Source organism: Acinetobacter sp. SAAs474, assembly GCF_032823475.1.
Lineage (GTDB): Bacteria > Pseudomonadota > Gammaproteobacteria > Pseudomonadales > Moraxellaceae > Acinetobacter.
The window spans coordinates 2,838,887-2,853,460 of record NZ_CP127915.1; the positions used below are offsets into that span (position 1 = coordinate 2,838,887).

Here is a 14,574-nt window from a genome sequence, read left to right on the forward strand (position 1 = left end):
ATCTCTATAAGTTCTTGCGCCAAAATTGTTCAAAATAAGCTAAAATAGCCGATTGCATTATCGCTTTTGGAACATCTACATGACAGCTAAACCACGTCTTTCTACGTATTGGGTCACCTGTGCAATTGGACTTGAAACCTTGCTTCAAGAAGAATTACAAGGTCTAGGGATCCAAGACATTGAAATTCTTCCTGGTCGTTTGATTTTCAAAGGCAGCTTAGAGCATGCCTATCGTGTTTGTATGTGGTCACGTTTAGCCTCCCGAGTGGTATTGCCTATTCATCGCCATGAACTCGAATATCAACATGATGCGCGTGATGTTGCCGAAGAACTCTATGAAGGCGCAATCAACTTTGACTGGTCTCTAATTTTTGCACCACAAAGTACCTTTGCGATTCGTTTACATGTTGAACGTGATATTAAGGTCAATACACAGTTTGCGACTTTACGCGTAAAAGATGGTGTCGTTGACTCATTCATGGAAGCCGTCGGTCGTCGTCCAAGTATTGATACCAAACAACCTGAAATTACATTATACGTACTTGCTGGCAAAACAGCGCATACATATTGTCTTGATTTATCTGGTGATTCTTTACATAAACGTGGCTATCGTCGTTTTATGACTGATGCACCGATTAAAGAAAACTTAGCCGCGGCAATTTTACAAAAAGCCAAACTCAAAGATTTAAATACCGATATTGTGCTTGATCCTATGTGTGGTTCGGGTACGTTTATTATTGAGTCTTTAATGATTTTAACTGACCGTGCACCCGGCTTAGTACGTCGCTTTGGTTTTAATGGCTGGAACGGTCATGATCATGATTTATGGATGTCGATTAAAGCTGAAGCGGCAGATCGATATCAAATCGCACGACAACAGCCACTACCTAAATTCTATGCATTTGATGCCGACTGGGAGGCGATTAAAGCCACCAAGCAAAATATCATTGCAGCTGGTTTTGAAGAATTAATGCCACATATCCAAATTGAAGAACGGACATTGGCAGATTGGCCAGATTTTCAAGCTGAGGCGAAAACTGCATTTATTGTTACCAATCCACCTTATGGTGAGCGTTTAGGAGAGAAAGCCTCTAACCGAGCATTATACTTGGGTCTATCCGCACGCTTACAACAATATTTCCCTAATCAATCTGCAGCAGTCATTGCATCACAAATTGAGCAAGCAGATGTTTTAGCTTTTAACCATCCACAAACCTTACGTTTAATGAATGGTAAACTACCGATTTATATTCGTCTGGGTCAAATAAAACCGGCAAATGTGCTACGTCCATTTCTTGAAACTTGGCAACCACAAAGCTTTGAACCTATTGAAGGCGCTACAGACTTCACCAACCGCTTGCAAAAAAATATGCAAAGCTTAAAAAAATGGGCAACCAAAGAAGGTATCTATTGCTTACGTCTTTATGATGCAGATCTACCAGATTTTAATATTGCTGTAGATTTATATGGCGATCGTTTGCATGTACAAGAATATGCGCCACCAAAATCGATTGATCCAGAGAAAGCCAAAAAACGCTTTAATCTTGCTTTAGCCAGTATCCGTGCAGTAACAGGTTTGAATAGAGATGCCATTTTTATTAAAACCCGTGCGCGCCAAGAAGGTAAAACTCAATATAGCAAACAGAGTAGTGCATCCAAGCGCTTTATTGTACAAGAAGGTCAAGCTAAGATTTTAGTCAACTTAACGGACTATCTCGATACAGGTTTATTCCTTGATCATCGTCAGATGCGTTTGCGCATTGCAGCTGAAGCCAAAGGTAAACACTTTCTAAATCTATATAGCTATACCTCTACAGCAAGTTTACACGCTGCTTTAGGTGGTGCAGCCAGTACTACGAGTGTCGACTTATCCAACACGTACCTTAATTGGTCTAAAGAAAACTTTGTTTTAAATGGCCTAACCGTTGAACATGCTGATGAACAACATCAGTTCTTTGCCAGTGACTGTTTTGAATGGCTTAAAGAAGGTCATGAACAATATGACCTCATTTTTATTGATCCACCAACATTCTCTAACTCGAAAAAGTTTTATGGTACTTTTGATGTACAACGAGATCATATCTCACTGATTAAACGTGCAATGAATCGTCTAACAACAGAGGGAACCTTATACTTTTCGAATAACTATCGTGGCTTTGAAATGGATGCTGAAATTGAAGCACTATTTCAAGTTCAAGAAATTAGTCATGATACCATTGGTGCTGATTTTAAACGTAATCAAAAAATTCACCGTGCATGGAAAATTAATCATCCCCCAGTTTAATACAAAATTTTTAATTGATTGATAAACTAAAAAACCCGGCAAATGCCGGGTTTTTTATGATGAAAAATTAACTCAATTTAACTTTATCAAAAACCAAATGGCCTTGTTCCGATAAAATCAAAATATTATCACCTGGCACAAATTCAGCAGCTAAGATTTTTTGTGCCAAGATATTTTCGATCTGTTGTTGAATAGCACGTTTTAATGGACGTGCACCATATACAGGATCAAAACCGGCATCAACAAGCTGATCAAATGCAGAGTCATCAATCGTTAAAGTCATTTCTTTTTCAAGCAAACGACCACGTAAACGGTTTAATTGAATATCCGCAATACCACGAATTTGTGCTTTCTTCAATGAATGGAAAATAACCAGTTCATCGATACGGTTAATAAACTCTGGACGGAAATGCTGACCGACAGCATTCATTACAACCGCTCTAACTTCTTCATCTGTTGCATCTTCTCCTAATTCACGTACATCATGTGAACCCAAATTGGAGGTCATCACAATAACGGTATTTTTAAAGTCAACGACTCGTCCTTGTGAATCCGTTAAACGCCCATCATCCAAAACCTGTAATAAAATATTAAAGACATCTGGATGTGCTTTTTCAACCTCATCAAATAAAACCACACTATAAGGTTTACGACGTACTGCCTCAGTTAATAAACCACCTTCCTCATAACCTACATAGCCTGGAGGTGCACCGACCAAACGACTAACCGAGTGTTTTTCCATAAATTCAGACATATCAATACGAATCATGGCATCATCACTGTCAAATAAGAAGCTGGCTAAAGCTTTGGTCAGTTCTGTTTTACCCACACCTGTTGGACCAAGGAATAAAAATGAACCGCTTGGACGGTTTGGATCTGATAACCCTGCACGCGAGCGACGAACCGCATTCGATACTGCCACCACCGCTTCATCCTGACCAACAACACGCTGATGTAAAAATGCTTCCATATGCAGTAATTTTTCACGTTCTCCCTGCATCATTTTAGCAACAGGAATACCTGTTGCAGCACTCACAACCTCAGCAATTTCATTGTCTGTTACCTTATTGCGCAGTAACTTAGGCTCTGCTTTTTCCTCTACGACCTCTTCCTCACTTAAACGTTTTTCTAACTCAGGAATAATGCCATATTGTAATCGCGCCATTTCCGCAAGATCATTCTCACGTTGTGCTTTTTGCATCGCAATACGTGCCTGATCTAATTCGGCTTGTGTTTGTTGATCACCTTGCAACAAGCGTTTTTCAGCAATCCAAACCTCCTCTAAATCACTATATTCTTTTTCAACTTCAGCAATTTGATTCTCTAAAAGTGCAACTTCAGCCTTACTGGCAGTATCTTCATCTTTTTTAACTGCTTCTAACTGTAGTTTGAGTTGAATTAAGCGGCGTTCAAGCTTATCTAAAGGTTCTGGTTTAGAATCAATTTCCATTTTAATTCGTGATGCAGCCTCATCAATCAAATCAATGGCTTTATCAGGTAATTGACGATCGGTAATATAGCGATGAGACATTTTTGCTGCAGCAATAATTGCAGAATCTAAAATTTTTACCCCATGATGAACTTGATAACGCTCTTTTAAACCACGTAAAATTGCGATTGTATCTTCTACACTTGGCTCATCGACCAATACTTTTTGAAAACGACGCTCTAATGCAGCATCTTTTTCAATAAATTGTCGATATTCATCTAATGTCGTTGCTCCAACACAACGTAATTCACCACGTGCCAATGCAGGTTTTAACATATTGCCTGCATCCATCGCACCATCACCTTTACCTGCACCCACTAACGTGTGCAATTCATCAATAAACAAAATGACTTGGCCATCTTGTTTTTCTAAATCTTTTAACACTGCTTTTAAACGTTCTTCAAATTCACCACGATACTTTGCACCGGCTAAAAGTGAACCCAAATCTAAAGATAGAACACGTTTTCCTTGTAAACTTTCAGGGACTTCACGGTTAATAATACGCTGTGCCAAGCCCTCAACAATCGCTGTTTTACCGACACCTGGCTCACCAATCAACACTGGATTATTTTTAGTACGACGTGACAATACCTGAATGGTACGACGTATTTCATCATCTCGACCAATGACTGGATCAAGTTTTCCTGCAATAGCACGTTCCGTAAGATCTATGGTATATTTATTCAGTGAATCACGTTGATCTTCATGATTATTACTCATGACTTTTTCGTCCCCTCGTACTCGATTAATCACATTTTTTAATTGCTCTGTTGTGACACCAACGCTATTTAAAATCGTTTTTGTCGCACCCACCTCAGACAATGCCAAAATCACCCAATCTGTCGATAAAAACTCATCGCCTGCTTTTTGTGCAAAGCTATCTGCCAGATTAAGGGCTTTTACTGCATCAGGGCTTAAGTGAATATCTCCTGTAGGATTTGCAATGATTGGAGCATCTTGTAATGCTTGGGTTAATTTAGTTTGTAAGTCTCTTAAATTTGCACCTGCTTGTTGCAATAAACTGATATTGGACGGTTCTTCCATCAAAGTAATCAGAATATGAAAGCCATCAATTGCAGTGTGGTCTTTACTCATCGCCAATGATTGCGCATCCGAGAGACATTGTTGCAAACGATTGGTAAATTTTTCAAAGCGCATTCTTGTTATACCTCATAAATTAAATTTCTTATCTTGATATCTATATGCGTCATATAAAATATTTTTCAACCATATATTTTATATTTTTCAAAAAGTTAATTATAAATTGAATAGTTAGAATTCAGTTATAGTATTTGTGTTGATCGTGTTTTTTTCAAGTCATTATCTGTAAATAAATCGTGATTTTTATTATTTTTCAACAGATATTATGCAGAGAGCCAAATAGACTAGATTTAATTGCATTCAAAACGATTACAGCATGCAAGAAATCAATTTGTACTATTTAAAAAAGAAAATTTTTAACCCTGATCAGCAATCCAACTTGATGCGTTTAGCTATTCAAAACATGATCAATCATTTAAATTAACAACATAATTGTAATGCCATTCAAATCTGGATACTTCAGACATTATCATCAGTCATACAGCCCAAGCATGTTCAGGCATAAAATCAGTCATCAATAGGGCAAGGTAATTAAAGAGGCCAATACACGACCAACCCCTCAAATTTACATACTGTTACAATTTGTTTATTCAATATCAACTATTTCAAAACCATGGGTAATTTCTACTCCCCCATCAGTCAACATTCTACTGGCTGAACAGTATTTTTCTGCAGAGAGTTCAATGGCTTTAGCAACCTGCTTCTCTTTAACTGATTGGCCTTTTACCACAAAATGCAAATGTATTTTTGTAAAAACTGCAGGAATCGTATCCGCTCGATCTGCATGAATCTCACAAGTGACATCCGTCACATTTTGTCTAGATTTTTTTAATATTGTCACGATATCAAATGAAGCACAACCACCAAGTCCCATTAAAATCATTTCCATGGGACGTGGACCACGGTTTTCACCACCATATTCAGCAGATCCATCCATAATAATATGATGACCGCTTTCTGATTTTGCCTCAAAAGCAACATTCTCTAGCCAATGAACGCTCGTTTGCATTGCAAGTCCCTAAAAAAAATTATAAATTTACAAGGTACCTGTACACTAACATAATTTGAGTTGATAAGGAATTTCATCTCTACTGTGTGACAAGTTCATACTAGGTCTTGTGCGATCTATTATTTATCCAATTCGGAACCGTTAGCATGACTTCAAACTTTTCACAACTTAGCACCGATGCGCTGTCTCCAGGTCAACTTCCTGAGTCAGTAAAAGCATTATTAAAACGCGCATATATTAATCGCTATCCAAAGCGTACAACAATTATTGATGCTGGATCTGAGTCAAAATCTTTATATCTCATATTGAAAGGCTCAGTATCTATTATTCTTCGTGAAGACGACGATCGTGAAATAGTCGTTGCCTATTTAAATCCAGGGGATTTTTTCGGGGAAATGGGACTTTTTGAAGCAAAACCTCAACGTACTGCTGAAGTACGTACACGTGAGGTTTGCGAAATTGCAGAAATTACCTATGACAACTTTAATGAATTGTGCAAACAATATCCTGATTTAAGTCATGCGGTATTTGCGCAACTTGTACGTCGTTTAAAAAATACCACACGCAAAGTAACAGACTTGGCATTTATTGATGTCTCTGGTCGTATTGCGCGTTGTTTAATTGATCTTTGCGCACAACCAGAAGCAATGATCCTACCTAATGGCCGACAGATCCGTATCACACGTCAAGAAATTGGTCGTATTGTAGGCTGCTCACGAGAGATGGTCGGCCGTGTTCTTAAAATATTAGAAGAACAAGGTATGATCGAAACAGATGGCAAAGCAATTCTGATCTTTGATACTTCTTTAGACGCCTATTCCAGCACAGCAAAAACAAAAGTAAACTAATCCATTATTTTCATTTAAAAAGCAAATCACTGTATTTGCTTTTTTTACTTTACTGATATTTAAAAATCATCAATGCTTGTCATGAATAATCATTTCTATTTGAATCAAAAATGCTTTACCTTTTAAATTACACAAAATAATCAGCTTTACATAAGGACTAGAGGATGAAGCTTAATCCACTTGCAGATACCGGTATTTTATTACCCGAAATTTGCTTAGGAACAATGACTTTTGGTGAGCAAAATAGCCAAGTTGAAGCCTTTCAACAACTTGATTATGCACTTGATCGCGGTTTATTTTTTTGGGATACAGCAGAAATGTATCCTGTCCCACCAAAACCAGAAACACAAGGATCAACCGAACGTATTATTGGCAATTGGCTACAGCAACGTGGTGGTCGAGATAAATTATTTTTAGCGTCTAAAATTGCTGGTCCTGGCCAAGGTGGTATTCATATTCGTGATGGCCATACCCGCTTTACGGCTACAGAAATTACGAGCGCATTGGATGACAGTTTAAGCCGACTACAGACTGATTATATTGATTTATATCAACTTCACTGGCCACAACGCCCGACTAATTTTTTTGGAAAATTAGGATATAGCAATCAAGAAGCGAATGACCCGCAAGCCATAACTGCTTTGGAAGAGACCTTGGCTGCTCTACATCATGAAATTCAACAAGGTCGTATCCGCTATATTGGTCTGTCCAATGAAACCCCTTGGGGCACGATGAAATTCTTGCATTTGGCCGAAAAAATGGGACTCGACAAATTTGTTAGCGTACAAAACCCCTATAATTTACTCAATCGTAGCTATGAAATTGGTATGGCAGAAATTGCCAAATATGAAGGTGTGGGTTTATTGGCTTATTCACCACTGGCATTTGGCTACCTAACAGGTAAATTTCGTCATGGTGCACGTCCAGCTCAGGCACGCGTCAGCTTATTTTCTCGTTTTAGCCGCTATAGCAATCCTGAAAGTGAATGGGCAACAGAACAGTACGCACAATTGGCGGAACAACACAATTTAACACTCACACAACTGGCATTGGCTTTTATCCGCCAACAATTTTTTGTCACATCAACCATTATTGGTGCAACCAATTTGACACAATTACAGCAAAATATTGATGCATTTGAAGTCACATTATCTGCTGAAATATTACAAGGTATTGCAGCTATACATCAGCAGCAACCTAACCCAGCGCCTTAATGCTAACTAAACAGATAACATGATCAGATTTGACTGGAGAATAAGCTATTCTCCAGTCATCTAAATAACCACTAGAATAAACTCAGCCATCAAGTGACTTAATTACGTTTGACACTTTGATTATAAAGCGCCTGAGCAGCAGGAAGGTTTTGACGCATCGCATCAATACGCTGGGTATTTGATGGATGGGTGGATAAAAATGCTGTACCGCCACTGCCACCATCAAGTTTATTCATTTTTTCCCAAAGTGTAATGGCTGCTTGAGGATTATACCCAGCCCGCGCCATAAGCAATAAACCACCTTGATCGGCACGACTTTCCAGGCTACGAGAATAGGGTAATCCCACACCAATTTGTGAACCCAGTTGAGCTGCAGCTGCACCAGCATCTCCCGCACCGACTGCACTCAAGCCAATCCCTAAAGCAATATCAGTTAATGCTTGAGCACCAATTTTTTGTTTAGAATGCTCTTCTAAGGCATGGACCATTTCATGCCCCATCACGGCAGCAATTTCAGCATTGGTTAGGTTGAGTTTATCAACAATACCGGTATAAAAAACGACTTTACCACCCGGTGCAACATAAGCATTGACTTGATTTGATTTTAATACTGCTAACTGCCAATCAAACTTAATACCCGTTTGATTTAACTGATCAGCATAAGGTTTTAAATTCATAAAAACCGTATTAATACGCTTATAAGTTGCTGATGAAGTATCTAAGGTTTTATTGTTACGTGCTTCATTAATGGTTTTATTAAAACCTTGTGTTGCAGTCGCATTGAGCGTTGCACTATCAGCACCCACCATATCAGCAAATGTCGTACATCCTGAAATAACAATAACACCTGAAGTACACAATGCCTTTAACCATGTATTATTCATTGCTGCACATCTCTCCGCATATCATCTCTATTTATATCCTTGCTATTTTAAATCATATCTAAGCATTGAAAATAGGCACTCTGATTTAAAATAACATAAGTGCTTTAAAATAACTGATAAAGCAACCAAAATAGCAAACAACCCACATTTAAAGCCAAATAAAAATAATATAGTTTTTTAACTTTAATTTCGAAAGTTTCATTGTGTCTTTTAAAAAATAAATATGCATTTTGCAATAAAATCAAAGGGACTAAGATACAAGCAATCATTACAGTTAAGCCAATAAATGCTTGATAAAGATAAGCAGGATTGACATGTTGTAATTGAATGATAATCATCGCCAAAGTCGGCGATCCACCCATTGCAAATAATAATGAATAGAAAATTGTTCCAGCGATTGTTTTTTGCATTCCATCCATCCATGTTCATTTGGTGTAACTTGGCAGTTATAATCTTTTTATCAATTTAAACATACTCAACTTTTGTCGTGCTCAAAATAATAAGCATCAGATGAATTATGTCATATATTTTAAATCATACCTCTTACTGGATCACAACATAAAAAAAGCCTCGTTAAAACGAGGCTTTTTTTATTTAAAATTTATTATGCTTCAAAAGGATGACGCAACACAATTGTTTCTTCACGATCTGGACCTGTTGAAACAATATCAATTGGGCATTCAATTAATTGCTCAATACGCTTAATATAGTTAATCGCATTTTGTGGTAATTGATCTAATGATTTTGCACCAAAAGTTGATTCAGACCAACCAGGCATCGTTTCATAAATTGGTTTTAAAGTTTCAAATGCCAATGCATCTGAAGACCCCACACAACCTGAATCAGCCGCTTCATAACCCACACAAATTTTAACTTCGTCTAAGCCATCAAGTACATCAAGTTTTGTTAAACAAATACCTGAAAGTGAATTCACTTCCACAGAACGGCGTAAAATTTCAGCATCAAACCAACCACAACGACGTTGACGACCTGTAGATGCACCAAATTCAGAGCCTACTGTACCAAGATGCTTACCAATCGCATCACCTTGATCTGCCGCAGCATCATAAATCAATTCGGTTGGAAATGGGCCTGAACCAACGCGTGTGGTATATGCTTTAGTGATCCCTAAAACATAGTCCAAATGTAAAGGACCTAAGCCCGAACCCGAACTTACACCACCAGCAGTTGTATTTGAAGATGTTACATATGGATAGGTACCATGATCGACATCAAGCAGTGAACCTTGTGCACCTTCAAACATAATGTTATCACCCGCTTTGCGGTATTTATGCAATTCACCAGTGACATCAATCACCAATGGAGCAATAACTTTACGCCACTCATCACACAGTGCAAGAACATCATCCAACTCAACAGCATCAACGCCATAGAATTGAGTTAATTGAAAATTATGATACTCAAGTAACTCTTCTAACTGTGCTTTGAGATGTTCACCACCACGAACAAGGTCAGCAACACGAATCGCACGGCGTGCTACTTTATCTTCATAGGCAGGCCCAATACCACGACCAGTCGTACCAATTTTTGCGTTACCACGTTTTTTTTCACGTGCCTGATCAAGCGCAATATGATTTGGAAGAATTAATGGGCAGTTTGGAGAAATACGTAAACGCTCTTTAACAGGAACACCTTCTTGCTCAAGAATGTCCATCTCCTTAATTAATGCTTCAGGAGAAAGTACAACGCCATTACCAATTAAGCACAATACGTTTTCACGTAAAATACCAGATGGAATGAGGTGTAATACAGTTTTTTTACCACCAACCACGAGAGTATGACCCGCATTGTGTCCGCCTTGATAACGAACTACCGCAGTCGCTTGATCTGTGAGCAGGTCGACGATTTTACCTTTACCTTCGTCTCCCCATTGGGTACCAAGTACCACAACATTCTTGCCCATAATAGCCTCATTACATCATGCTGTTAAAATTGAAAACATCACTGAAAGACATCTAGATTCTATATTTAGTGATGCGATTAAATCTGTTCGATGGTCCACTCACCTGCATGATTCACCAATTGGTGAGTTGCATAAGGTACTGAGTTTAAATCATCATTGCCTAAAAGCTGAATTACACTTAAGCCTTGTGCACGTAGTGCCGCAATCGCAGCAAGTAATGCAACATCGGTTCCTTTTGGCGCAACAACTTTTTCAATCTGGTTAACTTTTCCCGCAGATAATGCATATAAATCACATGAAAAGCCTGTTGCTGGACGCGCACGACCAAAATGCTGACCAATTCCATCATAACGGCCACCCTGTGCCAATGGTGCAGCACGATTTGGTGCATATACGGCATACATTAAACCAGTATGATAATGATACGAGCGTAATTCCACCACATCGAGGCCAATATGTAACTCAGGCCAACGCGATTGAATTTCAGTTTGCGTGATAATTAAAGCATCAAAAGCCTGTTTAAATGCCTCATCTGCAAGGATTTCTGCACTTAAATATTGTTGTAATGCAGCAAGGTCACTTGAATAGCGCCCTAACGTATAAAAATCTGCACCAAACTTAAGGTCTGCAGTAAATGCTGCCAACTCAGGCAAAGCTTTACGTTGATATAAATCTGAAAGTTGGCGTTCAACTGCTTTGGTCAAACCTGCATGTTTCACCAAGCTACGGAATAATCCAACATGACCTAAATCAAGATGAATTCCATCTGAAAAACCAGCTTTTTCCAACAGACTAATCATGACATCAACCATCTCGACGTCAGCATCAATACTGTCTGAACCAAAAAGTTCTGCACCTAGTTGTAAAGGTGCTCGTGTGGTATTAAACCCTTGTGGCTTAGTATGTAAAACCGTACCGGCATAACAATAACGTGCTATACCTGCAACTTGATGTACATGCGCATCAATACGAGCCACTTGCGGTGTCATATCGGCACGCACACCAAGTAAACGACCAGAAAGTTGATCAATTACCTTAAAAGTGGCCAAGTCTAAATCTTGATTCGATTCTGAAAGAGAAGATAGAGATTCTATGTATTCGATAAATGGCGTGTACACCAATTGATAACCTCGAGATGCGAGGAAATCTAATGCTTCACGACGCAAAGTTTCAATGACTTGCGCTTGCTCTGGTAATACATCAGCTACACCATCAGGTAATAACCATGTCTCTGAAATGGGCATGTTGTAAACCTAAATACTCGTCGGCGCGGAAGTAATCCGCATAAAAAAATCGGGAGCACACCCGATTTCTCTTAGTTTAACACGTAAGTTTTAGCGATGCACCGAATTTTTAAGAATTTAGCAAAATTTAACGCTATGCCGGATTTCCATAAATTCAACCTGCTATTTTTCTTTGTCGGATTTTGCTCGCCTCATCCCATCATCCCCCAATAGAGCATATTTAAAGATCAACAAAAAAATGAAAAACAACACAACAATATGATATTACTATCATTCATAGTGCGATGCATTCATATGTATTCAGAATATGAGATCAGCGCAATAAGCTCTATCGCTATTTTTTACCTTTTAAGACTAATTTGAGCAATGACATTTAACTTATATTTAGCATTCTGTATTTATGCAATCATTACCTCCGTTACACCAGGTCCGAATAACTTTATGGCGCTCGCGTCAGGGGTAAACTACGGTATCATCAAAACAATTCCTTTAGTATTAGGAATTGCTTTTGGATTTACGATCATTTTTCTTTTACTTGCTTTAGGCATTAATTCACTCTTTATCAAGTTTCCAATCCTGATGCCGATTTTAAAAATAGTAGGCTGTATTTATATTTTATATCTATCTTATCTGATTGCTTTTGCTGGACAATTAAACCCCTCCTCCGAGCATAAAAATAAAGTACTGGGATTTTGGAAGGGCGCTTTTTTTCAATGGGTTAACCCAAAATCATGGATTGTATTATTGGGCTCAATTAGTGCCTATATAAAAACTACGACCAGTCAGCACGACATTATTTTAATTGGTCTTACCTATGGCATTATCGGTTTTATCTGTGTTCTTTTATGGGCCATAGTCGGCGACAGACTTGCTCATTATTTAAATCAGGGTCATCGAGTCATCATATTTAACAGAATCATGGGGGGCTTGTTGGCACTCTCACTCATCCCGATCATTAATTTATAAATGATTGTGTTGCTTTACTATGCTGATTGATCAATATTATATCCACTGATGACCAATTCCATAAAATATCGTGATGATTCTACGGATATATTGCAGTTAAAACCCACCGAAAAGCAGAGATCATCGCGATAAAGTAGCGGTAAACAAAGAATGATCAAAAATATCTGGAACTAGAGCCTGATAGAACATAGCATCTTTACAAATGGATACTTTTGAGAGATATAAAATCTGATCGATCCATCATAAAACTCGGTAAGATTTGATCACTGATAAAATAACAATCAACAGCGTTTATGCCATGTTTGGCATAAGCCATAATGCATAATCCTGAATTAATAGCCCATTAGCTTAATGATTGGCATAAATCCAATAAACGATTAGCATATCCCCATTCATTATCATACCAAGCAAAAACTTTAGCCTGATGCCCAACCACCATCGTCTGGTTTAAATCAACAATTAAAGAATAAGGCGAATGGTTAAAATCACTCGATACTAAAGGCTCATCTGTCACCTGCATAATGCTCATAAATTGCTGCTGTGAAGCCTGAACAAGCACGTGATTAATTAAATCTATACTCAATTGAGATTGCGAACTAAAGGTTAAGTCAATGGCGGCAACATTAATGGTCGGTACACGTATCGAAAAGCCATCAATACGATTTTCCATTTTAGGCATGACCTGTTTTAAAGCACCTAATGCTGAAGATGTTGTTGGAATAATATTTTGACCCGAAGCACGTGCTCGTCTTAGGTCACGATGAGCATGATCTAAAACGGATTGATCGGCTGTGACTGCATGGATTTCCGTCATCAGGGCCGTTTCGATCACAAAAGCATCATCAAGAATCTTAACCAAAGGCACTAAAGCTTGTGTAGTACATGAAACACTAGAAATGATTTGATCTGAAACTTTAACATCCTGATGATTTACCCCGTAGACCACTGCAATATCAACACTATCAAAAGGTGCTGCACCAATAACGACCCTTTTGGCACCTGCTTCAACATGTTCAGTTGCTGCTGCTCTTGATCGAAATAATCCTGTACATTCCAAAACCACATCAATATTTAAATCCTGCCAAGGTAACATTGAGGGGCTAGACTGCTGAAACACCTGCACCATGAGTTGCTTGTTTGCAGTTGAAATTTTTAAATAATGATGACCATCATACTGCAATGCATCGACCGTACCGAAAAAACGTCCATGTGTCGTATCATATTTAAATAAATGCAGTAAAGTTTCTAAATCTGCAACGTCATTAATAGCAACAATTTCAAAATTAAAGTTTTGTGGATGTTCGAACCAAGCTCTTAAAACATTACGCCCAATTCTACCAAATCCATTAATCGCTATACGTTGCATCCACTATCCTTTTATCACGATGATCAAGCTATACAAAGGCCGTATTTTAGCAAATTACTATCGTTTATGGTAAAACAAGACACTGTTTTTAATATTTAAATATATCTATTGATAACTATGCCATCTTAGCAGTGACGTTAAACACAACAACAGCTTGAGGTGTAACAACAAATTTAATATTTAAAAACAACCTCTTGTTTTTTAAAGTAAAAATACTGCATGATTTACTTTTTTATACAAAAAGA

Annotated in this window: 11 protein-coding genes; 4 read left to right on the top strand and 7 right to left on the bottom strand. The window is 38.1% G+C overall.

The features are described 5' to 3' along the window. The first annotated feature begins 79 nt into the window (after positions 1-79). Positions 80-2,284, top strand: coding sequence for a bifunctional 23S rRNA (guanine(2069)-N(7))-methyltransferase RlmK/23S rRNA (guanine(2445)-N(2))-methyltransferase RlmL (gene rlmKL, locus QSG86_RS14225; protein WP_317032097.1), 2,205 nt, complete (start codon positions 80-82; stop codon positions 2,282-2,284). A 67-nt stretch (positions 2,285-2,351) separates the two neighbouring features. Here rlmKL and clpB read toward each other — a convergent pair whose 3' ends face one another. Then, positions 2,352-4,931 (bottom strand): ATP-dependent chaperone ClpB, encoded by a 2,580-nt coding sequence (gene clpB / locus QSG86_RS14230; protein ID WP_317032098.1) that lies wholly within the window; start codon positions 4,929-4,931, stop codon positions 2,352-2,354. A gap of 529 nt (positions 4,932-5,460) precedes the next feature. Beyond that, on the bottom strand, positions 5,461-5,883 hold the full coding sequence (locus QSG86_RS14235; RefSeq protein ID WP_317032099.1) for an OsmC family protein: 423 nt from the start codon (positions 5,881-5,883) through the stop codon (positions 5,461-5,463). Positions 5,884-6,029: 146 nt separating this feature from the next. On the opposite strand from QSG86_RS14235, the gene crp reads away from it, so the two are divergent. Both crp and QSG86_RS14245 read left to right on the top strand, forming a co-directional pair. Then, positions 6,030-6,731, top strand: a complete 702-nt coding sequence (gene crp / locus QSG86_RS14240) for a cAMP-activated global transcriptional regulator CRP (RefSeq protein WP_317032100.1) — start codon at positions 6,030-6,032, stop codon at positions 6,729-6,731. A 164-nt stretch (positions 6,732-6,895) separates the two neighbouring features. Beyond that, positions 6,896-7,945, top strand: a complete 1,050-nt coding sequence (locus QSG86_RS14245) for an NADP(H)-dependent aldo-keto reductase (protein ID WP_317032101.1) — start codon at positions 6,896-6,898, stop codon at positions 7,943-7,945. A gap of 98 nt (positions 7,946-8,043) precedes the next feature. Here the strand turns inward: QSG86_RS14245 and QSG86_RS14250 are convergent, their stop codons facing one another. From QSG86_RS14250 to QSG86_RS14265, 4 genes are all read right to left on the bottom strand, one after another. Further along, positions 8,044-8,829, bottom strand: a complete 786-nt coding sequence (locus QSG86_RS14250) for a M48 family metallopeptidase (RefSeq protein ID WP_317032102.1) — start codon at positions 8,827-8,829, stop codon at positions 8,044-8,046. A gap of 104 nt (positions 8,830-8,933) precedes the next feature. After that, the gene (locus tag QSG86_RS14255; RefSeq protein WP_317032103.1) at positions 8,934-9,239 is read right to left on the bottom strand and encodes a hypothetical protein; all 306 of its coding nucleotides are present in this window, start codon (positions 9,237-9,239) and stop codon (positions 8,934-8,936) included. 194 nt (positions 9,240-9,433) lie between these two features. Further along, positions 9,434-10,753: an adenylosuccinate synthase gene (locus QSG86_RS14260; protein ID WP_317032104.1), complete on the bottom strand. Its 1,320-nt coding sequence runs from the start codon at positions 10,751-10,753 to the stop codon at positions 9,434-9,436. Between the two features lie 77 nt (positions 10,754-10,830). After that, positions 10,831-11,997, bottom strand: a complete 1,167-nt coding sequence (locus QSG86_RS14265; RefSeq protein ID WP_317032105.1) for an ATP phosphoribosyltransferase regulatory subunit — start codon at positions 11,995-11,997, stop codon at positions 10,831-10,833. Positions 11,998-12,363: 366 nt separating this feature from the next. Between QSG86_RS14265 and QSG86_RS14270 the strand changes: the two genes are divergently transcribed. Then, positions 12,364-12,963: a LysE family translocator gene (locus QSG86_RS14270; RefSeq protein ID WP_317032106.1), complete on the top strand. Its 600-nt coding sequence runs from the start codon at positions 12,364-12,366 to the stop codon at positions 12,961-12,963. A gap of 343 nt (positions 12,964-13,306) precedes the next feature. On the opposite strand, the gene QSG86_RS14275 is transcribed toward QSG86_RS14270, so the two are convergent. Further along, the gene (locus tag QSG86_RS14275) at positions 13,307-14,329 is read right to left on the bottom strand and encodes a type I glyceraldehyde-3-phosphate dehydrogenase (protein WP_317032107.1); all 1,023 of its coding nucleotides are present in this window, start codon (positions 14,327-14,329) and stop codon (positions 13,307-13,309) included. Positions 14,330-14,574 lie beyond the last annotated feature (245 nt).